The organism is Sporomusa sp. (assembly GCF_035561255.1).
In the GTDB taxonomy this organism is placed as follows: Bacteria; Bacillota; Negativicutes; order Sporomusales; family Sporomusaceae; genus Sporomusa.
On the sequence record NZ_DATMXX010000115.1, the window covers coordinates 1 to 25,088 of the forward strand.

18 protein-coding genes are annotated in these 25,088 nt (G+C 45.9%); all 18 read right to left on the bottom strand.

The window, feature by feature from the left end:
• Positions 1 to 89: 89 nt before the first annotated feature.
• Positions 90 to 1,364 carry a lactate racemase domain-containing protein gene (locus VN379_RS06710; RefSeq protein WP_325532106.1) on the bottom strand — a complete coding sequence of 425 codons (1,275 nt, stop codon included), beginning with the start codon at positions 1,362 to 1,364 and terminating at the stop codon, positions 90 to 92.
• 39 nt (positions 1,365 to 1,403) lie between these two features.
• Complete coding sequence (locus VN379_RS06715; protein WP_325532108.1) at positions 1,404 to 2,177, bottom strand: SDR family oxidoreductase; 774 nt, start codon at positions 2,175 to 2,177, stop codon at positions 1,404 to 1,406.
• A 62-nt stretch (positions 2,178 to 2,239) separates the two neighbouring features.
• Complete coding sequence (locus tag VN379_RS06720) at positions 2,240 to 3,565, bottom strand: MFS transporter (protein ID WP_325532110.1); 1,326 nt, start codon at positions 3,563 to 3,565, stop codon at positions 2,240 to 2,242.
• A gap of 405 nt (positions 3,566 to 3,970) precedes the next feature.
• The gene (gene panB / locus VN379_RS06725) at positions 3,971 to 4,822 is read right to left on the bottom strand and encodes a 3-methyl-2-oxobutanoate hydroxymethyltransferase (protein ID WP_325532112.1); all 852 of its coding nucleotides are present in this window, start codon (positions 4,820 to 4,822) and stop codon (positions 3,971 to 3,973) included.
• 45 nt (positions 4,823 to 4,867) lie between these two features.
• A complete protein-coding gene (gene ilvD / locus VN379_RS06730) occupies positions 4,868 to 6,598 on the bottom strand; it encodes a dihydroxy-acid dehydratase (protein ID WP_325532114.1) in 1,731 nt (576 codons plus the stop codon).
• A 41-nt stretch (positions 6,599 to 6,639) separates the two neighbouring features.
• Positions 6,640 to 7,887, bottom strand: coding sequence for a four-carbon acid sugar kinase family protein (locus VN379_RS06735; protein WP_325532116.1), 1,248 nt, complete (start codon positions 7,885 to 7,887; stop codon positions 6,640 to 6,642).
• Positions 7,888 to 8,096: 209 nt separating this feature from the next.
• Positions 8,097 to 10,055, bottom strand: coding sequence for a sigma 54-interacting transcriptional regulator (locus VN379_RS06740; protein ID WP_325532118.1), 1,959 nt, complete (start codon positions 10,053 to 10,055; stop codon positions 8,097 to 8,099).
• On the bottom strand, positions 10,055 to 11,734 hold the full coding sequence (ilvD, locus tag VN379_RS06745; RefSeq protein WP_325532120.1) for a dihydroxy-acid dehydratase: 1,680 nt from the start codon (positions 11,732 to 11,734) through the stop codon (positions 10,055 to 10,057). The genes VN379_RS06740 and ilvD (VN379_RS06745) overlap by 1 nt, the downstream gene beginning before the upstream one ends.
• A gap of 34 nt (positions 11,735 to 11,768) precedes the next feature.
• Entirely contained in the window at positions 11,769 to 12,554 is a 786-nt protein-coding gene (locus VN379_RS06750; RefSeq protein WP_325532122.1) for an IclR family transcriptional regulator, read from the bottom strand.
• Between the two features lie 89 nt (positions 12,555 to 12,643).
• Positions 12,644 to 13,546 (bottom strand): 4-hydroxy-tetrahydrodipicolinate synthase, encoded by a 903-nt coding sequence (dapA, locus tag VN379_RS06755; protein WP_325532124.1) that lies wholly within the window; start codon positions 13,544 to 13,546, stop codon positions 12,644 to 12,646.
• A gap of 42 nt (positions 13,547 to 13,588) precedes the next feature.
• Positions 13,589 to 15,157 (bottom strand): response regulator transcription factor, encoded by a 1,569-nt coding sequence (locus tag VN379_RS06760; RefSeq protein WP_325532126.1) that lies wholly within the window; start codon positions 15,155 to 15,157, stop codon positions 13,589 to 13,591.
• A 37-nt stretch (positions 15,158 to 15,194) separates the two neighbouring features.
• Positions 15,195 to 16,772, bottom strand: a complete 1,578-nt coding sequence (locus VN379_RS06765) for a histidine kinase (protein ID WP_325532128.1) — start codon at positions 16,770 to 16,772, stop codon at positions 15,195 to 15,197.
• A gap of 489 nt (positions 16,773 to 17,261) precedes the next feature.
• Positions 17,262 to 18,551, bottom strand: coding sequence for a nickel-dependent lactate racemase (gene larA / locus VN379_RS06770; protein WP_325532132.1), 1,290 nt, complete (start codon positions 18,549 to 18,551; stop codon positions 17,262 to 17,264).
• Between the two features lie 38 nt (positions 18,552 to 18,589).
• Positions 18,590 to 19,861, bottom strand: coding sequence for a nickel-dependent lactate racemase (larA, locus tag VN379_RS06775; protein ID WP_414714966.1), 1,272 nt, complete (start codon positions 19,859 to 19,861; stop codon positions 18,590 to 18,592).
• A gap of 291 nt (positions 19,862 to 20,152) precedes the next feature.
• The gene (gene panB, locus VN379_RS06780) at positions 20,153 to 21,007 is read right to left on the bottom strand and encodes a 3-methyl-2-oxobutanoate hydroxymethyltransferase (protein WP_325532136.1); all 855 of its coding nucleotides are present in this window, start codon (positions 21,005 to 21,007) and stop codon (positions 20,153 to 20,155) included.
• Between the two features lie 26 nt (positions 21,008 to 21,033).
• Positions 21,034 to 21,867 (bottom strand): 3-methyl-2-oxobutanoate hydroxymethyltransferase, encoded by an 834-nt coding sequence (panB, locus tag VN379_RS06785; RefSeq protein WP_325532138.1) that lies wholly within the window; start codon positions 21,865 to 21,867, stop codon positions 21,034 to 21,036.
• 43 nt (positions 21,868 to 21,910) lie between these two features.
• Positions 21,911 to 23,575: a dihydroxy-acid dehydratase gene (ilvD, locus tag VN379_RS06790; protein WP_325532140.1), complete on the bottom strand. Its 1,665-nt coding sequence runs from the start codon at positions 23,573 to 23,575 to the stop codon at positions 21,911 to 21,913.
• A 532-nt stretch (positions 23,576 to 24,107) separates the two neighbouring features.
• Entirely contained in the window at positions 24,108 to 24,920 is an 813-nt protein-coding gene (locus tag VN379_RS06795) for an SDR family NAD(P)-dependent oxidoreductase (protein ID WP_325532142.1), read from the bottom strand.
• Positions 24,921 to 25,088: the final 168 nt, after the last annotated feature.

The window sequence follows — 25,088 nt, forward strand, 5'->3', positions numbered from 1 at the left end:
GTTCTATTTTAAAACGATTATTACTTTCATACATTCTCTGTAATTTCCCGCATTAGTCCTATCGATGCTACCTCCCGCACTTCCGGCTATCAATGGCTTAATGTACTTAAATTGCCGGCAGTATCAAATTGCATGGGATGAAGCTTTCCGACTACCTCAATAGCCGAATGACTCAGCGCCTCAGGTAACAGCGACTCGGAAATTTCAATCTGGCCTAACTCTAGTGTCGTTTTAATCCGGACGACCTTTTCGGTACCTGGTGTTACACAAGTGCAGGTTCTAAGCGCAACAGCAATTGCCTCCTGATCAGATTCCACCGTCATAGGAACTTTCACAAAACCAAGTACGGTTTTTGACGTAAGCGCATTCATATAGCCTTTTGCATAATCAATCTTTGACACCAACCGGCGTGTGGTAACGTCGGCCATACCTACCCCCAGGGCATTGCCATGTGTTTCCGGAGTTAGATCCAATATTGCCAGACGCTGATAAACAGATCCCCCCTGCATAGCAGTTGCGTACCGTCCGGTAATATTGGGATCAGCACCATCTCCGCTGATATTCTTGCCAATTTGGTCAATCACTAAAACATCAAATCGGTCAAACAAGATGCTGGGCATCAATTCACGCGCCTTAACCAGCAATGCCTTATCCCGTTCAATGATCTGAGAGGCAGACACTGCTTCAATAATAGCCGACTGTTCGTAGGCGTTTTCAACAATGGCCAACCCAAACAAAACCGGCGTCTTCCTGACTATGACCTGGAAGGATTCTAGCAGCAACGGCCCAAATTTATCGATGGCGAACTGGGAATGCAGCGAATCTGCCCCCTGTTGTTTGCCAGCGCCAATGGTCATCATCTTCACTAAACCGCTCTCATGCTCAAAACGGAAAGCAGTATGCGGCTTTACCCTGCCAACCGGAATAATTCCGTCGGCAGTAAAGGCGTTGCGGTCAAAATAGATCGTTGATCCGGCAGAGGATAGACCAACGGCCACTGTTTCCATTGAGGAAACAATGGGGGCACCCACGTTGGCTTCCGTTATCCCCAGACTACGCAGCACTTCGATTTGTCCCTCAGCGGTTGCGCCGCCATGACTGCCCATAGCAGGAACAATGAACGGGATTGCACCTAATTGTTTCAGCGCCTGCACTAGGGCACTCATAATTTTATCAATTCCGGCTATCCCCCGGCTGCCGGCCAGAATGGCTAGCCGGGCGCCGGGCTTTACTAATTGGCTAATATCTGCCCTGGCTACCTGACAGGCAACTTCTGCCTGGACATCACTTACCTGCAAGGCAGCAAACTTTTGCCGCACTGTTACCATTTTAGGAAAGGGTGTATCCAGCAACCTACCAAACATACATGTCTCCTTTCATGCAATAAATTTGGGTATATAGCTTTATTTCCAGGTATCGCCGGGGGTTTGAACAGCAAATTTTCCGCCGCTTATTTCCAAATCGGTGCCAGTAACATAACTCGCCGCCTCTGATGCCAGAAAGACAATAGCTGCAGCAACCTCTTTCGCAGCCCCCACCCGGTTCAACGCAATCTGAGCCCTGGTTTCCGCCCCCTGCTCAGCAATTCGTTGCTCATTCATCTGCGTGTCAATGACGCCGGGAATATACCCGTTGACACGAATATTATAGGGGGCCAGTTCGGCCGCCAGCGTTCGGGTCAGATTAGAAACTGCTGCCTTGGAGGCTCCATAAGCCCCGCCGCCCGACGAAGGAATAACGGCAGCATAAGAAGAAGCGTTTAGAATGACGCCGCCACCGCCTGTACGCATATGCCGGGCAGCCACTTGCGCACCAAGAAATATTGATTTCAGGTTACTATCTATTACGGTATCCCACTCGTCCTCAGACATCTCAATCAGTTTAGCCTTATGGTAAATGCCGGCATTATTGATCCAGATATCAATCTTGCCATAGTGTTCATGAACCTTTTGGGCGAACCCCTGAATTTCCTGCTGTTTAGCCACATTAGCCTTATAAATAAGAATCCCGTAGCCCTGAGCCTTTAGATTAGACTGAAGCCGCTCAAGTTTTTCCTGGCTGCGGCCACATACTGCCACTTTGCAGCCTTCTTGAAGAAATGCCAGTACACAGGCTTCGCCGATTCCTGCTGTACCGCCTGTAATAACCGCCACTTTCCCTGTTAAGTTTAGGTCCATGTTCTATCCCCTCCCAATAGAATATAAAAGGCTATGAGAGTTTCCCACAGCCTTTTACTTTGTTATGCGCTTATTCCGGTTTTTAACGATTCAGCAGCAGCTTCCTTTTTCGGGATTGCCAGTACTGAAATAGTGCCAAGGAGAGCGAAAGAAGCTAAGAAATACATACCGGCGTTGGTCGAACCTGTCGCATCTTTGAGAAATCCGACCATATAAGGCCCGAAAAAACCACCTAAATTACCGAACGAGTTAATGATCGCAATGCCGACAGCAGCAGTAGCTTCCGACAGATACATATTCGGCAATGTCCAGTATGTGCCAACAAACGAGTAGATAGCAGCCTGGCTTACGCAGAGCAGCACCATTGAGACTATCAGATTATCAGTCATGGTTAGACCAATCAAGCTGAAAAAGGCTAACCCGATAGGCAAGGCAGTGTGATACCGGCGTTCTTGGGCCGCATCAGAACGTTTGGCAACATAAACCATAGCGGCAATAGCAACTATGTAAGGAATCGTGGATATCAGACCAATATTTGACAGGCTCATAGCCTTGGCCAGATTTTTCAATATCTGCGGCATCCACATGCCCAGACCATAGAGAGCAAGAACATAGCAAAGATAACAGAAGGCCAGGTGCCACACGCGGCCATTTTTGAATACTTCCCACTTATTAGCGACTTTAACCTTTAATTGCTTGGCCACATGCTCGCGCTCCAGTTCTGCGAGAAGCCATTGTTTTTCTTCAGCAGTGAGAAACTTGGCCTGATCGGGTCTGTCCACCATGACAAACAGTGTGACAATGCCCAGGATGATTGCAGGCAATCCTTCCAGGATGAACATCCAGCGCCAGCCGGTCATACCCATCCAAGTAACATTCTCCATAATCCAGGATGATATTGGGCCAACGATGATATTCGCCAACGCCATCCCGCACATAAACAACGACATGGTTTTCGCAAAATGTTTTGTCGGGAACCAAAACGTAAAATATAGGACAATACAGGGATAAAAACCGGCTTCAGCGGCGCCAAGCAATGCCCGCAGGATAGCAACATGAGTAACATTTTGGGCATAAGCCAGGAAAACAGTCACCAGTCCCCAACTGACAAGAATCCTGGCAATCCATTTCCGGGCACCGACTTTGTGCATAATAACATTACTGGGAACCTCGAAAAAGAAATAAGTAATAAAGAAAATTCCTGCCAGCATGCCAAATGTGCTTGCACTAATCCCCAGGTCTTTGTTCATTTGCAAAGCGGCAAAACCGATATTAACCCGGTCCAGCATAGCCACAATGTACAACAGCATAACATACGGCACAAGACGCCACCGTATTTTGCTCATAAGCTGATTCTCGCGTTCTTCAGTAAAATTTATATTTGCCAATCAACACACCTCCATATAAAATTGCTACAACTTTTTCACCTTGACTATCCGCCTACCACATACTTAGCTACCAACATTTGTTGGCAAACACCTCCCGGTTAGTTCCCTCAAAATCATTTCGGAAGATTTTTAGTATTCTGTTTTTTAAGCCTACACTGAATTTAATTATCTGCCTCCTTATTTAGATTTTCTCGAAACTTTTATATCAGGAAGGGTACTTGAGGGATTAGTTTATATATTTAGATATTTCGCAAATCTTGCCTCATTACCTCCGGAATATATTTACCTGCGTCATAAATATATTGCACATATTGCATTACAAGGTCTGATTACAAACAGTGCATATCCTGTTACTTATAGGGCAAGGCCATACTGTATAACTGCCGGCCTTGCCCTGAAATCAGCCTATTTTTCCAGTGCTGCCAAAAACTCTTTTTCTTCTTCGTCGCTCATCTTGTAGGTATGCTCGGCATCAATGGGAAATTGCCCCTGCCTTACTTCCTCGGTATATTCTTTGAAGGCGTTTGTCAGCACTTCGCCAACATTGGCATATTTCTTGACAAACTTCGGTGTAAAGTTATCATACATGCCAACCATATCAGCGTAAATTAAAAGCTGTCCATGCGTGTATGATCCGGCGCCTATCCCCAGAATAGGAATGCCTGCCCGCTCGGTGATAGCTTTCCCCACTGCAGTTGGCACACCTTCAACAAGAATACTAAAAGCACCGGCCGCTTCAATAACTTTGGCTTGGTCTACGATTTTCATAGCAGCCGCTGCACTGCGTCCCTGGGCTTTGTACCCGCCAATCTGCCCCATAAACTGCGGGGTTAAGCCAATATGGCCCATGACTAAGATGCCGGCCTGCTGGATTGCTTTAACCCGGCTGGCAATCATTTCGCCGCCACCTTCCAGCTTAATGCAATCAACTAAGGCCTCTTTCACCAGCCGTCCGGCATTGGCTACAGCGTCTTCGTCAGACTTTTGATAGGACATATAGGGCATATCGCCAACAATAAAGGTATTGGGAGCACCACGCCGCACAGCCTGGCAATGGCGAACCATGTCATCCATGGTTACCGGAAAGGTGGTATCATAACCCAGGCTGACCATCCCCAGGGAGTCTCCCACCAGAATCATGTCCACCCCGGCTTTTTCCTGCATTTTTGCAGTAAGATAGTCGTAGGCTGTCAGATATACAATCTTCTCTCCTTGTTCCACCATTTGACTGAAATCGTTAATCGTCTTTTTCGCCACAACAAACACCGCCTTCTTTAATTCTATGTAAATTATAATTACTGCCTAAATGTCTAAGCCAGCTCCCTCGGTACAGGTACGAGCCAGTTTTTTATACAATTTAAGTAAAGGTGTTGTTTCTTTTACCGGAAATATTTTGGTCTTTTTACGTTCTGCCAGGGTGTCTTCCACCTCTTTAGGCGTAGCAGGCTTGCCGTTCAGGCCGACAATGTCAAGTGTACGGTTGGCAACATCCATTTTTATGATATCGCCATCTTCAAGATAGGCAATCGGGCCGCCTTCCACCCCTTCCGGAGCAATGTGACCTACTGCCGGCCCCCGGGTTGCGCCGGAAAAGCGACCGTCAGTAAACAGCGCCACACTGCTTGACAACTCCGGCATATTCCACAGGGCTTCTGTTGTTCTTAACATCTCCGGCATTCCCGAGCCTTTAGGACCTTCAAAACGAATAAAGATAGCAGTTTGGGGACCAATTTTCCCATTCAGCAAATCGGCAACAGCTTCTTCTTCCGAGTCAAACACACGTGCCGTTCCGACAAAATTGTGAATTGCCTCATCAACACCGGATAGCTTAATGACAGCCCCCTCCGGCGCCAGGTTGCCTTTTAGAACCTTGATGTTACCCTGGGGTTTCACCGGATTTTTACGGGTTTTAACAATATCGCCTGCTGCCAATTTATAGTTAGATAAATAGCTGTTTACTTCGCTAAACCAGCCTGTTGCCTCCAGCTGCTCAAGGTTTTCCCCGACAGTTTTGCCGGTAACAGTCATCGCGTCAAGGTGCAGCAGATCTTTTAATTCACGCATGATGGCCGGTACCCCGCCGGCATACCAGAATAAATCAGTGGGCCACTGTCCGCCTGTTTTCAGGCTGACAAGCACAGGCACTTCACGGTTAATTGCGTCAAACTCCTGCTGTCCAATGGCAATACCAACTTCACGGGCGATCGCCGGCAGGTGCAGCAGTGCGTTGGTTGACCCGCCTAGAGCAGAATGCACCATCAGGGCATTGACGAAGTTCTTTTTGCTGATAAACTGACGGGGAATCAGGGAGTCTTTTACATTCCGGGTAATTTGACGTCCGGCTCTACGGGCAAACCGGGTCAGGTGTGTTGTATAGGCCGCAGCCAGGGCGTTTCCCGGTAAAGCCAGCCCCAGCGCTTCTGACATACATTGCATTGTACTTGCCGTGCCAATAAACTGACAGGCGCCTGCACTGGGACAACAATTTCTGGAGTAATACATCAACTCCTGTTCACTAAGCTCACCTTTGGCGTATTTATCCCCTGCCCCATAAAGAATCTCTGAGGACATGTAATCCGGGCCGCTGAGCATCGAACCGCCGCATACATGCAAAGTCGGCATATCCAGCCGGAGCATGGTCATTAATTGCGCAGGCACCGATTTATCACAGGACGCCATAAAAACACTGCCGTCATACGGTGATGCCAGAGCATGAATCTCAAACATAAAGGACATAATCTCCCGGCTTGCCAATGAGTAATTCATCCCGTCATGGGCCATGGCAATACCATCACAGATATCAGTAACTGCATAGACTGCAGGTTTGCCCTGTGATTCATACACACCAATTTTGGCCTCATCAGCAAGCCCGCCTAAGTGGCTGCTGCCTGGATGACTATCGCCATGAACGGTATCAATCAGGATCTGCATTTTCCCAAGGTCGGAATCATCCCACTGCATACCGGCCCTTAAGCCATCTCCCTGGTAATTAACCTTCCGCAAATGTTGACTGCGACTGCAACCACAACTCATTTCGTAACCCCCTAAAGTCTTAAGAATTATCGCCCTGCCGCTTATAGCAGTTCTAACACTTTTCGCAGTGAATTTTTCTTGCCAAAGCCACCGGCTTTAGTAACTAAATGTAATCCATTGCACCGGCCGCCAACAGCTTTTCCCACTGGCACACCTGGCAGCATCTCCCGGTCAAGGTCAATGATCGATATCTCTAACGTGTGACAAATACTTGTTGCTGTCCCGCCGCCAGCGATAACGAGATTGCGCAAACCATACTGCTCTGCAGTTTCCTTAGCAATCTGCCCTAATAGCAGGGTTACGCTGGGGCCATACTTCTGAACCTGTACTGAGAGGCTGATGGCATCAATATCATTACGATTCTTCAGCAGTGTATCCATCACAACCACAGGAATCCTCCCGTCAACCAGCGCTGAGGCTATGCCTGCCATCACTCTTGCAAGCTCGTCTTCCACTCTGCCGTCATAAATGACGTCAGAGCGAATGTCAATCAGCTCTGTATTGGGATAATCCAATACCCCGGTAATTTGCTCTGCTGTAACCTGGTTCAATGTTCCGGCAACGACCATCGTCCCTTCCCTTAGACCCAGGTGCTCCTTATCTACTGCCTTCCAGGAAATTGGCAGGGTGCCTGCCAGCCCTGCCGATCCTACAGCAAGGCAAGGGACAGGCAATCTGCTCATAGCAACCGCAATAGTACGCAAATCCGGATCAGTCACAGCGTCTACCGTGATTAACTTAATACCGGCTGCGTGCAATTCGGAAATCTTCTGAACAAGTTTTTGTTCACCCTGCCGGACATCAATTAGACCAATCACAGCTACAGGGATACTGGGAATGGTTTTTATAATAGAAGGTATGTAGCAGATGGGAACCGGTACATTGCTGTCGCCCCACTCCTTGACAAGCTGTAAATAGCCATTTTCCACAATCCGGCCATGAGCGGGATAGGATGGGGCAATAATTGCCAGGGGAAGCGACAGGGATTCCATCATAGCTCTTACTTCTTCGGCAATATTTCCCCGTAGTGTTGAATCAATTTTTTTGTAAAAACGTTGAAATCCCAGGTTGAGCAGCATAGTCCCGACTTCATAAACGCACTTGTACGCAGCCTCAGACGAAACCATACGTGAATTAGTACTGATTGAAACCACATCTACCCCTTTACAGTGATTGACTAAGTTCAGGTGATTCAACACTACCTGAGTACTAAAACCAAACTTACGGAATTGTACCCCTGCATCATTTGCCCCAACCAGGTTATCTGCAATAATCGCCAACCGTTCCATGAACGTATCCATCCTCTTTTCTGTAGTTATATATTGCATTTTCCATGCCAACTTCTCGCATTAAATCTAATTATTCTTGCAACCCCAGTTAATGCAAGCTTATTTTCTAAATAGCCTCACTATTTTCAATTATACATACAACTAGTATAATTGCAAAATGAAAGCCAGGCATAATAGATAAAGTATTATGCCTGGCATATTCCGCACATTCAATTAGTTTTATTCCAAATATTCAAATTGCAAGCTGGTTTTTCATTTTGAAATGATTTTAGTTTTCTCCAAATAGTTGTTGTACTAATTCCTAAAACTTTCGCTGTTTGATCGTGATTGCCTGTTTCCCGTAAAACCTGCATTATTATGGCCCTTTCAATCTCTTCCATAGTCCCTTTAGGCACCAGAATAATCCCCTTGTCCCGTTCCCGTGGGTCACAGCTAACATCCAGAACCTGCCGCACTTCGTCCGCAGTCACAATATGATCTTTCTTCAGAATACGCAGCCGTTCAACGATCCCCTCTAACTCCCGCACATTGCCTGGCCAGTGGTAGCAGGACAAAACTCCCATAGCTGCCATACTGAACTTCAGCGGCAGCTTACCCAATTTCTCCGAAAGCTTCTTACTGATAGCTTCAACTAAACAGGGTATATCTTCTTGTCTGGCAGACAAGGGTAGTAATTTTAATTGCAAAATACTTAACCGGTGATAAAGGTCTCTGCGAAACAATCCTTTTTCTATGAGTTCAGGCAAATTTCTATGAGTCGCTGCTATAATACCTACATCAACAGCGATTACCCTATCCCCGCCGATCCGCATAATCTCACGCTGCTGAATAACCCTTAATAGCCTGGCCTGCATGCCTAATGATATATCACCAATCTCATCGAGAAAAATAGTGCCTTGATCGGCTTGTTCAAAAAAACCTTTTTTGCCATTTTTCCGTGCACCGGTAAAGGCACCGTATTCGTAACCAAAAAGCTCGCTTTCCAACAAGCTCTCCGGCAAGGCCGCACAATTAACAGCAATAAAGGGGCCCTGGCAGCGCTGACTGTAATTATGGATGCTTTGGGCAATAATCTCCTTGCCAGTCCCGGTATCACCGTTAATCAAAATTGTTGAATCCACACCAGCGTAACTTTTCGCGGCTTCCAAGGCTGCTTGCATGGCGGGATTAACCGTAATAAAATCATCAAAGTGATAGGCCGCCTTATATCCCCGCTCACCAGCATCTCTGCCTGCTTTATTCTTTTCTTTATAGTTAAAAGGGGACTCTGCTATTGTTAGAACCGCCCCAATTGTCTGCCCGGCGATGATCATTGGAACAATCCGGCATGTAAAAGTCTGTTCCGCCTCATCAGTGAAGGATGTATTTCTTAGCTGACCATATCGCAGGGTATCATCAAGATTAATATCTGAAAAAACGTTAGTGGCAAGATAACCTATAACCTGCTCTTTACTTTTTTTGAATAGCTTTTCAGCCGTATGGTTAATGTACGTGATCCGCTTTTGACAGTCAACAGCCACTATACCTTCACCGGTAAACTCCATAATAGCTTTAAACTGCTCCAATTCTACGCGGTTTCCGCGACCTGCAAAAAGCAGTTCCTGGGCATACCGCACAGAATTCAGCAAGGCTTCCCTGCCGATTGTAACCGGAAAACAGGGAATGTTACTATTGATAAATTCCGGGTGCCTATCTTCATTATCCGCAATATCGGGATATTCTTTAAGCACTGCTGCTACCCTGGATAAATCTTCATTTCCGCTTTGAGATAAAACCCTAATCCTAATCCCCAGAATACCGGCAATCATAACTGCATCATTGATAATGGAATCTCCGCTTAACCCTACGGTTAGGTCAGCGCTGGCGAAGTCATTCCTGTTTTCTGTTAACCACGCCTGTACCGCTTGCAGACTCTGCAAAATATCCGGCAAGCTTGGCCGGAGAGAAACGGTTGGGATACAAACTGTTGTCTTTATCGTCTCAGCAAAGGGTGCATAGCATATAAGAGCATCTGCCCCCCGCGCATCAAGTTGCTGGGCAATGCCAATAACATCGTCTTTAGAGGCCATCGCCACATGGATTTTCTCACCCCATTCACTAAATAACTCCAAAGCCCGTAACGTAAAGTCTTTGTTGGGAGCAATCAATGCGATTTTATCTGCCCCCATTACAACGTTATTACCGCGCCTTTGGCGGCAGAGCTTGCCAGCTTGGAGTATAGGCCTAAATAGCCACGGGTAAATTTAGGCTGTGGTCTTTGCCAGGATTCCAGCCTTGTACTAATCTCCTGATCGGAAAGGTGCAATTGCAATAATCCCCGGGGGATATCGATAGTAATTCTGTCACCGTCCCGGACAACGGCCAAGGGTCCGCCCTCAGCCGCCTCGGGTGAGATATGTCCCACAAAACAGCCATTGTTTGTACCCGAGAAACGCCCGTCAGTAATTAAGGCTGTTTTTTTCGCTAAGCCCATGCCGTAGAGATATTTCATTGCCTTATACATTTCGCGCATACCCGGTCCGCCTTTAGGTCCTTCATAGCGGATAACAACAACATCGCCTTCTTTGATACGTCCGTTCAGTATGGCCTCTTCGGCTGCTTCCTCACAGTCAAATACCCTGGCATTTCCTGTAAACACATGCATCTCAGGGGCAATTGCCGCAGGCTTGGTTACTGCCGTATCAGGGGCAAGATTGCCCCGCAGGATAGCTAACCCCTTTTGTTGACTAAACGGCTGAGCCAGCGTGCTTATGACGTTATCATCATGCGGATACTTAAACCTGTAGCCCTCAAGGTTCTGTTCTACCGTCTTACCGGTCACAGTAATGCACCCTTTATTAAGTAGAGCACCTATTTCCTGCATTACCCGGGGAATTCCTCCGGCCCTGTGAAAATCCTCCATGTCATACTGGGACGCAGGATTTACTTTGGCAATCTGGGGGGTAGACTGACTGAGCTTATCATAAGCGTTCATCATGGTTTCGGCCGTTATGTCCAGCTCGGCGGCAACCGCCGAGAGGTGTAAAACAGCGTTGGTCGAACCACCGGTAGCCATTAAAACCCTGATAGCGTTCTCCAGTGACTGATAGGTTATAATGTTGTCGGCACTTATCCCATTGGTAACCAAAGCGACAATCGCTTTGCCGGTCTCTTCTCCCAGCCTTAATCTGTCGGCATAGACCGCAGGCACAAGCGCCGCTCCCGGCAGGGACAACCCCAGGGCTTCCGCCATACAACACATGGTATTGGCAGTCCCGTAAAAGGCGCACGAGCCACAGGTTGGACCACAAAGCTCCTCCAACTGTTCATAAGCTGTTTCAGTAATTTTTTCGCTCTTGAGCATGCCCAGCGCTTCTGACATTGTCGTTAAATCAGATTTGCGCCCGTCAAATTTAACGCCACCCAGCATTGGCCCGCCTGGCAGGAAGATAGCTGGGATTCTAAGCCGTGCGGCAGCCATCAGCATCCCAGGAACAATCTTGTCACAAGAGCCAAGCAGGACAATACCATCCAACCGGTGCGCCTCAACCATTACCTCAATATCGTTGGCGATTAGATCCCGCGAGGGTAAAATGTAATGCATCCCGGCATGCCCCTGGGCTGTGCCGTCACACGCGCCAATAACGCCAAATTCAGCTACAGTACCGCCGGCTCTGTATATCCCCTTACGCACATGCTCGGCAACCTGACGCAGATTGGCATGACCGGGCACCAATTCATTCCATGAGTTTGCAATTCCAATGACCGGTCTATGTAGATCATCATCAGAAAAACCAACTGATTTAAATACACTCCGGTTAAAGCTCCATTCCGGCTTGCCCAAAATGCTACTGCTCCGATTTCCCATATACCCTGCCCCTCCCCATTTTTCCGGTTCTACATTACTGCTTATAACCCAGCCGAATTGATATCTTCATTGCAGTCTCTATTACATGGCTTGCGGTATCAGACATTTTAGCATCCAGTAATCGATTCGACGGTCCGGAAATACTGACCGCAGCGAGTACTGCCCCTGTACTATCCTTTATTGGCGCTGCGATACAACGTAAGTCCAGTTCAAACTCCTCAAGGTCAATTGCATACCCCTGCTTACGTACCTGACAAATTTGTCTAAGCAGCCCTGACAAATCTGACACTGTGTTCCGGGTGTACTTGCGCAGGGTTTTATCAAGATACATTTTTTTGATTTGTCGTTCATCCAGACCGGACAGCAGTACTTTACCAACACCGGTGCAGTGAGCAGGATTGCGGCCACCAACCTGAGACCTTATCCCAATGGAACGGGAGCCATCTACCTTATCAATATATACAACCTCTTCTGCAGAAAGTATTGCAAGATGTGCGGTTTCCTGATAGGTAAGTGACAGTTCTTTCAGATAGGGTAATGCAAGCTCACGTAAATCAAGATTGGATATATAGGCTTGCCCCATCTCAAAAACCTTAATTCCCAGGGAGTATTTCCCGGTGCTAGGATCCTGCTGCATAAAACCACACTTTTCCATGGTGGCAATCAGGCCGTGGGCCGTACTTTTATGGATCCCAATCCCTTTACTTATTTCAGTCAGGCCAGCAGGGCTCCGCTGGCCTGCAACATATTCCAAAATCTTAAGTGAGCGAAATACTGATTGAATACTTCTCCCGCTGCCCTCACCAGCTTGTCCAGTCATTGAAACACCTCTTTGTTTGATATTATCAAACGCTGTTTGTATTTTTCATTGTGGCTTTTAACCAGAGCAACACTAAGTGACCGCTTCATCTATAAACTGTCTAATACATCTGCCTGTATTAATAGTTCCCGGATCTCCTGCAACTGCCGGCTCGTTAAAGCCGACGCCGGTGCTTTAACCCCAGGTGTAATCGGCACCCCCATCTGAGCAACAGCACCTTTAATGGCAGCTACAAAGGGCTGTGATACATCATATAGATTCATCAGAATAGATATTTTGTCTTGCGCTGCCTCGACCCTTGCCAGATCCTTCTTGGCGTAAGCTTGCATCAGGTCTGAAAAAACATGCGGAATGACATTGGTTAAGCCCCCAAGAATACCATCGCCACCTGCCATTAGATTAGGTATCAGATATTCATCAAACCCTGAAAGTACTGAGAAATCAGGTCGCTCGGCCTTCACTGCCTGGATTAGTTTCCTGGTATGGCTGATGTTATCAACAGTATCTTTGATAGCGACAATATGTTTGAACTCCCTGGCTAAACGCAGAACAAGCTCTGGCCCCAGGTCAACCGCAGTCCGGTCCGGGAAATTATAGAGCATAATCGGCAATGCTGTGCTTTGGGCCACACCTGCGTAATAACGATAAATAGTTTCCTGGTCAAGTTTAAAATAGTAAGGTGAAATAACAACCGCCGCATCTGCACCTGCTTGCTCGGCAAACCGGGTAAGCTCAATTACCTCATCCTGGACTGTTCCCCCTGTACCAATAAGTACAGGAACCCTTTTATCCACTGTTTTTACCACAAAGCTAATAAATTGCTGTTTTTCGGCTTTGGAAAGAGCAAAAAACTCACCAATACTGCCAAGAAAAAGCAGTCCGTTAATACCATGCTCAATTAACCGGTTAATGACTATTTTATTACCGGCAAAATCAAGTTTTCCGTTCTCATCAAGAATCGTAACAACTGGCGAAAGTATTCCTTTAAACATCTGGTACCCTCCATCCATTTTCTCATGTAAAATTACGTTGCGTCAGGAACTCTGCCGTGTTGCCGCTGCCGCCAGATTACTGGGTGATTGATTATAATGTTTCTTAAAAACACTGCTGAAATAGCTGGCATCGCGAAATCCTACCATGCGGGCAACCTCTGCAACCGTATACTTACCGCTCATTAATCTCTCCTTGGCTTTTTTCAATCTAACATTAGTTAAATAGGCTGCATACCCTTCCCCTGCATACTTTTTGAAGCTCCGACAGAAATAGCCTGTACTCATGAACAGTTTATCGGCAAATTGCTCCAGTGTAAGATCCTTATGATAATTATTATTTATATACTCAATCGCCCATTTTACGGACTGTTCAGCCTGGTTCTGCTCAGAAGAGCAAGTATTGCTTTCTAATTTATCAATTAGGTCATACAAACACTGTTCTAGTTCACCGATTGAAGATGTTTGATTTAGTTGACTGATAAAATTCTGCCGAGTCTGCTTGGCTTCCTCTGCAGAAATAATATATTCGGCATATTTGGTAACAAGATTATTGGCAATTTTTATAATGGCAGCATAGATATATTCCGGCTGGCACACCTTGTGCATAGCTTCAGCCAAAAACTGCCGCAGGATTGCTTTAGCCTGACCGGCCTGGCGTTCCATCAAACAATCCCGTAATTGTTTTTGAATGGCCTCACAATCTATCTCTGTACGTCCATCCACTGTATTGTCAACAACTAAAAGCCCCTGTTGCTGCCAAAACAACCCTACTTCCCGCTTTTTTGTGGCATTCCGGTAGTCCCGGCCAATTTGAGACGGGCTAACAACCAGACTTATACCAGCACAGAACGTAATGTTATACGTTCGCTCCCACTCTTCTAATTGAGATTGCAGCTCACAGCGTAAGTTATAATCCCAATGATCAAAGATGATCACAATTTCCTGGCTAAAAGAGGTTACAATTGCGCACTCCCCAAACCGGACATCACTTTCCCGTTTCAGGCGTTTTTCCAGCCCGTCTCTCACCGGTATTTTTGCTGTTGGCCAATACGAAGCAGAGATAACTGCTGCCGGACAGAATTTTTCCTTTTTAGCGATACCCTGCAGCAATCTTAGTGCATTGGGGTTATCGCTATCGCTTTTTAATAACTCAAATAATCTCTGTTTGGTGACAACAGGTCTGTCTTTGGCAATTTGCCATTCCATACGCTGGATGCGTTGAGCTGCCATTCGCTGACTCAGCACGTTAGCGATGCCTTTTTTTAGTGTTTCCGCCAATTCGGCCGGCTTTATTGGCTTTAGCAGATAACTGGCTACCTGGGCTTGAACCGCCTGATGAGCATAATCAAAGTGACTATAGGCAGTCAGGATGTAAATAACTGTATCGCGATACTTTTCCCTAATCATTTTGGCAGCATCAAGACCGTTTATAAACGGCATGTTAATATCCAAAATGACAAATTCCGGCTTATACAGATCGGTCATGTGGACAGCCTGCTCACCGTCCTCCGCCTCCCCGCAAATGAAAAAAGGCAGGTTATGCTGCTTGACAATATAACGGAGATATTGGCGTACTGCAGGCTCATCGTCAGCAATAATCATCTTATACATTTTGTTCTCCCCCTCTCAATTAGAGTCGGAAACAAAGCTAAAGCGGCAAGGTAATCCGGGCTAAAGTCCCGCCTTCCTCCCTCTGGGTCAGTATTAAATCAAACGTGTCTCCGTAATAGTGTTTTAATCGCAAGAAAATATTCTTAATCCCAATCCCCTTTAGACTGGGTGGATCATAATCAGCATGAGGCAATTCCCGCACTGCCGCTGCAATAGGATCTGGTATACCACAGCCATTGTCATGTACCTCAATAACCCCTGCCGCCCCCTGTTTATACCCGCGAACAGATAACCGGCCTTGCTGGCGAACATTTCTAAAGCCATGCAATATTGAATTCTCTATTAAAACCATTACTGTCATAAAGGGAATCTTAACAGTCAGAATATCCGGATCAACCTCAATCGCAACATCAAATTTATCCGGGAATCTGGTTTGCTGAATAAACAGGTAATCTTTGATATAGCTTAATTCTTCTTCCAGCGTAACTAACGACTCTGCTTTTCCCAGACTTAAACGCAGCAAATTAGAGAGTGAATAAGTCAATGATGCCAGGATGGAGGCACCGTCCATCTCGGCCTGCTGGGCGATTGTATTGAGTGTATTAAATAGAAAATGAGGATTTACTTGCGATTCTAAGAATTTAAGCCGCGCCTGACTCAGGGAATTATGCAGCCGCGCCTGCATCTCCCGCTCCTCTGATAAACTAACCCGGTAACTGCTCAACTCTTTTTCCTTTAGTGAATTGTCCATTAACTGCACAAGCGAGGCGCTAACCAATGACAACGTTTCAGCTACAGAGATCAATTGATTCCGGGTCATAAAATTAAGGTTCATGTACGCCGCCTGCGCCTTTGATGCCGTCAATTTATCTAACGCCATTAACTCTGCTTTGGGAATAATTGTAGACATTCGGCCATAGCCGCAGCCTAGATACCCCAATACCCTGCCATTTACAACAACAGGGCTTTGGATTGCCGATACCCCAAATTTACAACGGGATATTTTATTCTCCGAATAAGGCTCGCGCTGGGACACACTACTTAAAACGCAATTGCCACTCCTCTCCCGGATGCAAAGTAAGCATAATTCCGGTAGACTTTTCTTTTCTGTCAGGAAATTTCCCGACACGTCAATGAGTGTAACTGTCATATTTACCGTTTGCGCAAATTTCTCAGCAATTGCGTCAAGGTTAATCACCTTCGCCATTTCCGTAAGTTCAATATCCGCACCAGTGGATAATTCCTTCAGCGACTTAGGGATCGTTGAATATACTATACTTATAAAAGAGGCTGGTGTAGCAGAGTCATTAATATGTCGATGATTGCCCCCGTCGCTGATGTATCCGATCTTCCCCTTGTCCAGCTTAATTTCCCGGTTATTACACCAGTGAGTGGTCAGGCCTTCAAGCCCAATTATAATTTCAATGTAACCTGAGTGTACATGGGGCAGCTGTTTTTCTCCAGGGTATACTGTCGCAACTGACACGATCGGTTGTGTTTCCTGGTTGTCCGGGTCTAATTGCAGCCAGTGCTGCTCACCCCAGTCATAGTATTGATCACCAATAATATCTAATTGAAACACGTTTCTTATTTTATTAATAATATTTGTGGTCATTGTAATCCCTCATACCTTATTCCAAATATAACGCTGCTAAATATTTGTAGTCAGAGAGGTTGTTGGCCTCCGCCTGCAAACATATTCTGCAGATAGATACTCCTATACTTATTCACTGTATAGTTAAAATCCTTCAACTATTCTGCAAAATCCGGTCTACTTAGCCTATTATTATTCGCCAGCCTCTCTTACCAAGGTAATCGGTACCCAAAGACCTCTTTTTCACCATGTTCCATTTAAAAAATAGACTCAACTTTTAAAATTTTCTTTTTTTATATATTTGGCAATTATCGGTCAATTGCCTCCAGACTTTATTGATGAGCATCATCAATTTATTGCACACATATAAGAAGTCTAACAGGCTACTAAACTCAAGTAAAAACACAGGCATGCCAGCTAGTATCGTCGGAGTCAAAACCATCTGAACGATACTAACCAGCATGCCGTAAAGAGAATTTATATTGGGTTTCACATAGTAAACAACACTTCTTACCGTAAAATCGGCAGGGTGTTAGCCCCTTGTGGCATCACGGTATATGTTGGTTTATCTGTACCGCATTTTTCTTTGGCAATTCTCAGTGCCTCTTCCATAGTAGTTGCAGGAATCATGCTTGTTTTAGCCAGAAACCCGGCGTTTTCGGCCCGGGTTACCAGGATGTAGGTGGCGTAATCACTGCATTCTACCTCTTTTAACGCTACCCAGCCAGGTATTCCAAAAGCTTTACGCAGCGCTTTTTCCATAGCCAGTTTGTCGTCAAATTGGAACCAGCGGGAGAATTCCTGGGGTTCATAAATATCCGAACACTCACTTAGGATGATTACTGCACCGCCTTTTTTAACTGCATAGCAGGAATTATCCATGGTTTTGCCAGTCTGGTAGAGATTAATGTCTTTAGGGAACCCACCGGCGGTAGCAATCACAATATCGGCCAGATTATCAATCTCAACACCATACAGTTGATCGACAAGTTTACAGCCCTCTTTCCAGGCAGAAACCCAGTTACCTGCAAAAATTCCACCGAACTGGCCGTCAGGCGTAGGGACCATATTGATGATAAAATCAGGCTGAACAAAACCTGCAACCTCCATCATATCTTCATGTAATTCGTTGCCTTTTGTCTTTCTGGATGCCGCATTAGGATTAGATCCGGAACCCTCCTCAGCCCCAAGCCCCCACAGGTGATTTTGCCTGATCGTTTTAATGGAACTAATTCCGGGAACAACACTCTTGCGTCCGCCGCCATAGCCTGCCATATAATGATATACAATGCCGCCGGTCAGGATAAGCCGGTCGGCTTCAGCCGCCAGTTTATTGATAGCAACCTCTGTGCCCCGGCTGGTTTTACCCAGATAAACCATATTGTCCTCATCCCAGGCATCATGGTTTATTACTTTAATGCGCTGGCAGATGTCCTGACCACACAACTGAACAAACTCTTCCCTGGTGTTCTGGCGATGGCCCCCTACGGCAATAATGATAGTAATATTGCCATCCGGAACACCGGCCTGGTTGAGGGTGGCAATAATCTCAGGCAGCACCAGCGGCATTTGCTGCCAGGCACGGGTAACATCACTGACAGCAATCACTACTTTTTCGCCCGGTTTTACAATTTCCCTCAGAGGCGGCGAATCAATCGCTGTTGCCAGCGCAGTCCGGACAGCCTGGGGGATGTCAGCCACAGGCGGATATTCTTTACCAATAATCTCCTGCAACAATTGCTCTGCAGGAATAGAAAAATTCAGTTCTTCTGTACCGTATTTCAAATTAAATTCTCTCATTTAGCACCTCTCCCAAAGCTTGTTTATTCTCAAAGCCCCTATTTAATGATCGGCAGCATATCCGGCGCATGTGTAAGAACGGTTACCCTTGCATCTTTTCCATGTTTATCCAGGGCAGCAGCCAGGGCATTCTGCACGGTGGCAAACGGGGTAAATCCGAGCCGCTTGGCATCTGCAGACACAATACCATCAGAAACAATAAATACCGCTTCACGCTCTTTCACTTGAGCCCAGGCAATAGCCAGCGCGGCTGCGACTTCATCAGCTACCTGTTTTTCTGCTACCATCTGCTTCAGACAAGCAGCTGTACAGCCGGTAATATCCAGCATATCGCCGTGGGTCACGGCAACACCTTCATAGCACGGAGTAGCCAGTATAATGGTTCCGCCGGCCTTTACAGCAAGGTCGGAAGGATATAATGTCTTATGCGCCTGCCAAAATTCAATATCACAGGGATGTGAGCCGGCGATTACGATATCTGCCGCTTCCGGAATCTCAACTGCATATACCTCTCTTGACAAGCCAACTCCCTGACTGAATGCTTCCTCAACATCGCCAAAGAAAGCGCCAACAACCTGACCATGCCGGTTTAAAACAGTGTTAAATATGGTATGCAACCCAATCTTGCCTGCAATCATATTTAGCTCCCGGCGGACCGGATTATCTTCCATTCCCAAGTAAGAGCGCGGTGCCCGTACACTCAGTAAATGGGTTTCGGCGGTAGTGTGCTCCCCGGAGATACCAGGCTGAACAATTTTAGCGCCACCGGCAAAGCCTGGAATATGATGGGGTACGATACTGCCGATACCAATTTTAAAGTCGGCTTCATAAGCCTCGCGATTGACCCAGACACTGGTCCCGTTTGGTGTCTGCCCAAGGTCAATGAGGGCTTCCGGATTTTTAAAATCATGATTTTTAATAGTTACCCGCTTAACTACAGCCTCACCGAATTTAGCAATTATTTCTTCCTCAGTCATAAAACGGTGTGTCCCTAACGCAATGATAATAGTTATCTGCTCATCGGCAATACCAGCTGCATTCATTTCATCAAGCAATACCGGAATAATCTCCTGCGTCGGTGTTAGACGGGTATTATCATCCGCCACGATGACTACCTTTTTCGCACCTTTAACCAATTCTTGCAATTTCTTGGTGCCAATTGGTTTATTTAGAGCCCTAATGATTTCCTGTCTGATATCAGCTACAGCTGCTACATCCTTAGGTGAAAACACTCCTATCAGATTATTCTGGGGAATAGCTATTTTTACCGTTTCCTGCCCATAAGGCAATTCTGCTACTGTTACCTGCACAACTAACATCCTTTCTAAACACTCTCTTACTTACGAGCACCTGCTGCTACGCGCGCGGCAAACTCAATTGCGGCTGTCATGCTGCGACTAATGATCACGATAGATTTCGCAACTGAGTTCAGCACTTGCACCTCTCTTCATTAAATTCATATGTATTAGTTTTTTAAATTGTCTCTCAATTCCTGCAGAATTTATTGACCAGCATTATGAAAATATTGAACAGACTTATTTCCTTAATAAAAAAGGGCTGGAGGATCAATAAAATCCTCACAGCCTTTTCCATCGTGTTTTTTATTTTTTATCCAAAGCAATCAGAAACTCTTTCACATCTTCTTCTTTCATACCATAGGTATGCTCGGCATCAACCGGGAACTGCGCTGCCCGGACTTCATCCACATATTCTTTAAAGGCATTTGTCAAAACCTCGCCCACATTGGCGTACTTCTTAACAAATTTCGGGGTAAAATTATCATACATGCCCACCATATCGGCATATATGAGCAACTGACCATGGGTATAAGAACCTGCGCCAATTCCCAGGATTGGGATACCGGCTCTTTCAGTAATCGCTTTACCTACAGCCGTGGGAACACCTTCTACCAGAATACTAAAGGCACCCGCTTCCTCGACAACCTTGGCCTGATCAACGATCTTCATAGCTGCCGCCGCACTGCGACCTTGCGCTTTATAGCCACCGATTTGCCCCATGAACTGCGGGGTCAGCCCGATATGTCCCATTACCAGTATGCCGGCTTGCTGGATAGCTTTGACCCGCTCAGCGATCATCGGGCCACCTCCTTCGAGCTTAATGGCATCTACATCTGCCTCTTTAATAAGCCGTCCGGCATTGGCGATTGCTTGCTCATTGGATGTCTGATATGACATATAAGGCATATCACCTACGATAAAGGTATTGGGGGCACCGCGCCGGACTGCCTGGCAATGGCGCACCATATCATCCATGGTAACTGGGAAAGTAGTATCATAGCCTAACGTCACCATACCCAGCGAGTCGCCAACCAGGATCATATCCACGCCGGCTTTTTCCTGCATTTTTGCGGTTAAATAGTCATAGGCCGTAAGGTATACTATTTTTTCCCCTTTGCTCACCATCTGGGCAAAATCATTAATTGTTTTTCTAGCCATTCTACAGCACCTCATTTTTTAGATAATTAGTATAAACGTTTCAAATCCTCATCGTTCATGGTAAAGCAGTGCTTTTCTTCCGGGAAGGTACCATCATCAATTTCTTTGCACCAGGTATCAAAAGCTTCTACCATTTGTGGTCCCATCTGAGCGTATTGCTTAACAAACTTCGGTACAAATTTATCAAAAATACCCACTAAATCATAAGCATTAAGGTTGTGGCCTGTGCAGTCTTTACCGCCACCAACACTAATTGTAGCACATTTAACGCGTTCTGTGATCAGCTTGCATAATGCGGCAGGCATGCATTCTAAAACCATAGCAAATACACCGGCATTATCAATAGCGATTGCAGCCTCTAGCAGCTTCTCAGCCGCTTCAGCGCTCTTGCCCTGGACCTTAAAACCACCCATCATTGCGGCAGTTTGCGGTGTTAACCCAATATGACCCATAACAGGGATACCGGCATCAACCACGGCCTTGACAGTAGCAGCGATTTTTATATCTCCCTCCATCTTTACACAGTCCGCGCCGGCTTTGAGCAGGGTACCTGCATTACGAATGGCTTCATCCCGGTTAACCTGATAGGATAAGAACGGCATATCACCGACAACAAAGGTATTGGGAGCCCCCCGGCGGACGAGCTTGAGATGATACAATATGTCTTCGAGATTTACCGGTATTGTGCCATCATGGCCCTGAATGACCATTCCCAGAGAATCACCGACCAGGATGAGTTCAGCAGCCGAGCGGTCGACAATGCCTGCCATCGGAAAATCGTAAACAGTGATCATTTTGAACTTTTTACCGTTATTCTTGCATTCAAGAATCTCAGGAATCGTAATTTTCACTTTTGCCATAGTTATATTCCCTCCTGTTTTTGATGTTTTATCTTTAAACTACCTACTTAAAAACAGCACCAGCCATAGCGGATGATACCATCTTTGCATAGCGGTCAAGATAGCTGCCCTTAATTACATGGTCCTGGGCCACAGGCTTCCAGGCCGCTTTACGGCGAGCCAGTTCCTCTTCCGGTACATGTAGCTGAATTATGCCGTCGGGGATATTAATTTCAATCATATCACCCTCTTCAATTAAGGCAATCGGCCCCCCCTCTGCTGCTTCAGGTGAGATATGGCCCACAGCAGCTCCGGCAGTAGCGCCTGAGAAACGGCCATCAGTTACCAAAGCCACTTCTTTAGATAAGCCCATTCCGACAATCGCAGCAGTAGCTGTGAGCATTTCCCGCATACCTGGGCCGCCTTTCGGCCCTTCATAGCGTACCACTACGACATCACCTGGCTTGATTTGTCCTCCATAAATGGCAGCTACAGCCGGCTCTTCCTGATTAAAAATCCTCGCCGGGCCTTTGTGGTGATGCATTTCCGGTACAACAGCGGCACTCTTGCACACCGAACCTTCAGGTGCCAGATTGCCATACAGTAGTTGCAGCCCGCCTTGCGCTGAATAAGGATTATCCATGGGCCTGATTACATTGCTGTTAATTACCTTTGTTTCACTCACATTCTCAGCAACTGTTTTACCTGTAACAGTTAAAACATCTTTGTGCAAAAGTCCGTCCCGGCATAATTGCCCCATCAGCGCGGTTATACCGCCAGCATTATGTACATCAGCAGGATAATGGCCATTATTAGCAGGCTTTATTTTTACCAGATGAGGAACTCTCTTAGCAAGTTCCGCAAAGCTGTTAATATCAAAATCAATATCTGCAGTTTTGGCCAGCGCGGTTAAATGTAAAATGGTATTAGTTGAGCCCCCAATGGCCAAATCTACCGTAATTGTATTTTCGATTGCTGCTTTTGTTACGATCTGACGTGGTAAAATCGACTTATTATAAAGCTCCATAATCTTAATACCCGTTTGTTTAGCTAAAGCCAGTCTTCTGCCAGTGCCAGCCAGACACGTGGAGCCTGGTAAACACATCCCTAGCGCTTCTGTAAGAAAATTCATTGTATTGGCTGTTCCCAACAGGTTACATGCCCCGCAACCAGGTAACGCATCTCTTTCTCTTTTGGATAGCTCCTCACGGGTGATAATACCTCTGGCAACATCACCTTGCGCCGCCATCAAGTCTGTATAACCTATTTCCTGACCATCAACACAGCCAGTAGCCATTGGCCCGCCACTAATCATGATTGCCGGAATGTTAAGGCGAACGGCTGACATCAGCAGGCCTGGGGTTATTTTATCACAGTTAGTAATCAGCACCATGGCATCATATTGATGACCATTGACCATACACTCTACGGAATCACAGATTAACTCCCTGCTGGCCAGTGGATAATGCATACCATAGTTCCCTTGGGCAATACCATCACAAAGACCAATTGTGGGAAACTCTATCGGTGTACCGCCTGCGGAAATAATACCCTCCCTAACAGCTTTGGCTATGCTATCCAGATGCATATGGCCTGGCATTGTCTCGTTCTGGGTATTTACAATAGCTACTAATGGTTTATCCAGGTCTTCCGGCAAATGCCCCATAGAATAATACAGTGCGCGGTGTGTTGCCCGTTCTAAACCCCTTGTGGTAATATGACTCCTCATAGTAATTGCTGCCTCCTCTTGTTAATCGTCTATCTCAATGAAGTCACACACAAACCCAGTCAATAGATCGGTGTTCTTATCTTGGATAATCAATTCCTTTAAAACAATGCTTTTACCTTCTGAATTTTTTGACATTACCATTAGGAATCTTGTCGTATTAGTATCCAGCCCTACTTTTCATCATTAGGAGGCAGCAAGTAGCCATCTCGCCACCAACCGCTAAACAAAAAGGCTCTTGGAACAGATGGTGGATACCACCTACTGTTCCAAGAGCCTTCTACGGTTTTTTCCCCTACTCTAATATATAGTTCTATCTCATTGTAATCCGAAAAAAAAATGATCGGATATACACTCAATAGAAACAACGCCGTAGTCAGGATAAAAAAGGCATTGGCAATATGAATGTTCATATCATAGATCTTTACAACAATAACCGCGCTATGGCTGTTGGCATGCTGGAATAAGTGCAGTCCAGGCAGCAATTAAGTCCGGGCTAAAAAACTCCCAGTTAAAAAACCGGGATTTTCTGATTCTATGAACAACCGCCGTCAACATTTAGAGTTTGTCCGGTAACACAGGGGTTACAAATAAAGAATAGTACAGCTTTCGCCATATCTTCCGGGGTTTGGTCGACTCCTTGAGGAATCATGTTATTTACACAACGTTTATAGCTTTCTTCCTCGGTTTCTCCGGGTAGCGCCCATGCCTTACGAAGATTAACCCACATTTCCGTAGCAACAATGCCTGGAGCAACGGCATTAACTGTTATGCTTTCTTTTACCAATTCTTTAGCTAATGCGTTCGTAAAACCTATTACCGCAAACTTGGAGGCGCAATAATGAGCAAGACCTGGGTAGCCGGTTTTTCCTGCTATCGATGTAAAGTTTATTATTCTTCCACCACCCTGTTTTTTCATTTGTGGGAGAACTGCTTTATTGGTAACAAAAGTACCTTTTGCATTTGTATCAACGACAGAATCCCAATCATCTTCTGTTAAGTCAACCACATTCTTGCATGTTATGAGACCAGCAACATTCACCAGAATATCCAGTTTCCCAAAACGCTCTACCGTAGTTTTAACTGCATTATCCATGTCCGCTACTTTTGTAATATTGGCATCAATAGCGATAACATCAATGCCTTTTGCTTGCAATTCAACAGCCAATTTTTTGGCTGCGGTATAACCGCCAATATTTTTAGTTCCATATTGATTGGCGCCAGAATCGACGAAATCGACTGCAGCAATAGCGATTTGCGCACCTTCCCGCGCCAAAGCCTCCACTACTCCTTTACCAATACCAGTTCCGCCCCCGGTAACTAATGCAACTTTTCCTTTTAATGACATACCAAAAACCCCTTTCTTTTTTGAAATAGTGTTTTAGTGCCACCATTGGACAACCCAGCCTAATCGGATAACTTTCGGTAATTTGATTTCCTCCTTTCTCTGTTTAAATAAGCAAGTAGTGTGCCAAGTAAAAATAGCTTAATTCTAAAAAAGTTTTTAAATAAAATA

Bases quoted from the DNA above. Each gene is read 5' to 3' on its own strand.
- panB (WP_325532138.1), bottom strand. From the start codon at position 21,867: ATGGCAAAAGTGAAAATTACGATTCCTGAGATTCTTGAATGCAAGAAT.
- VN379_RS06715 (WP_325532108.1), bottom strand. From the start codon at position 2,177: ATGGACCTAAACTTAACAGGGAAAGTGGCGGTTATTACAGGCGGTACA.
- VN379_RS06765 (WP_325532128.1), bottom strand. From the start codon at position 16,772: ATGACCACAAATATTATTAATAAAATAAGAAACGTGTTTCAATTAGAT.
- ilvD (WP_325532140.1), bottom strand. From the start codon at position 23,575: ATGAGGAGTCATATTACCACAAGGGGTTTAGAACGGGCAACACACCGC.
- VN379_RS06750 (WP_325532122.1), bottom strand. From the start codon at position 12,554: ATGACTGGACAAGCTGGTGAGGGCAGCGGGAGAAGTATTCAATCAGTA.
- VN379_RS06735 (WP_325532116.1), bottom strand. From the start codon at position 7,887: ATGGAACGGTTGGCGATTATTGCAGATAACCTGGTTGGGGCAAATGAT.
- larA (WP_325532132.1), bottom strand. From the start codon at position 18,551: ATGAGAGAATTTAATTTGAAATACGGTACAGAAGAACTGAATTTTTCT.
- VN379_RS06710 (WP_325532106.1), bottom strand. From the start codon at position 1,364: ATGTTTGGTAGGTTGCTGGATACACCCTTTCCTAAAATGGTAACAGTG.
- VN379_RS06760 (WP_325532126.1), bottom strand. From the start codon at position 15,157: ATGTATAAGATGATTATTGCTGACGATGAGCCTGCAGTACGCCAATAT.
- panB (WP_325532136.1), bottom strand. From the start codon at position 21,007: ATGGCTAGAAAAACAATTAATGATTTTGCCCAGATGGTGAGCAAAGGG.
- VN379_RS06795 (WP_325532142.1), bottom strand. From the start codon at position 24,920: ATGTCATTAAAAGGAAAAGTTGCATTAGTTACCGGGGGCGGAACTGGT.
- dapA (WP_325532124.1), bottom strand. From the start codon at position 13,546: ATGTTTAAAGGAATACTTTCGCCAGTTGTTACGATTCTTGATGAGAAC.
- ilvD (WP_325532114.1), bottom strand. From the start codon at position 6,598: ATGAGTTGTGGTTGCAGTCGCAGTCAACATTTGCGGAAGGTTAATTAC.
- ilvD (WP_325532120.1), bottom strand. From the start codon at position 11,734: ATGGGAAATCGGAGCAGTAGCATTTTGGGCAAGCCGGAATGGAGCTTT.
- VN379_RS06740 (WP_325532118.1), bottom strand. From the start codon at position 10,055: ATGGGGGCAGATAAAATCGCATTGATTGCTCCCAACAAAGACTTTACG.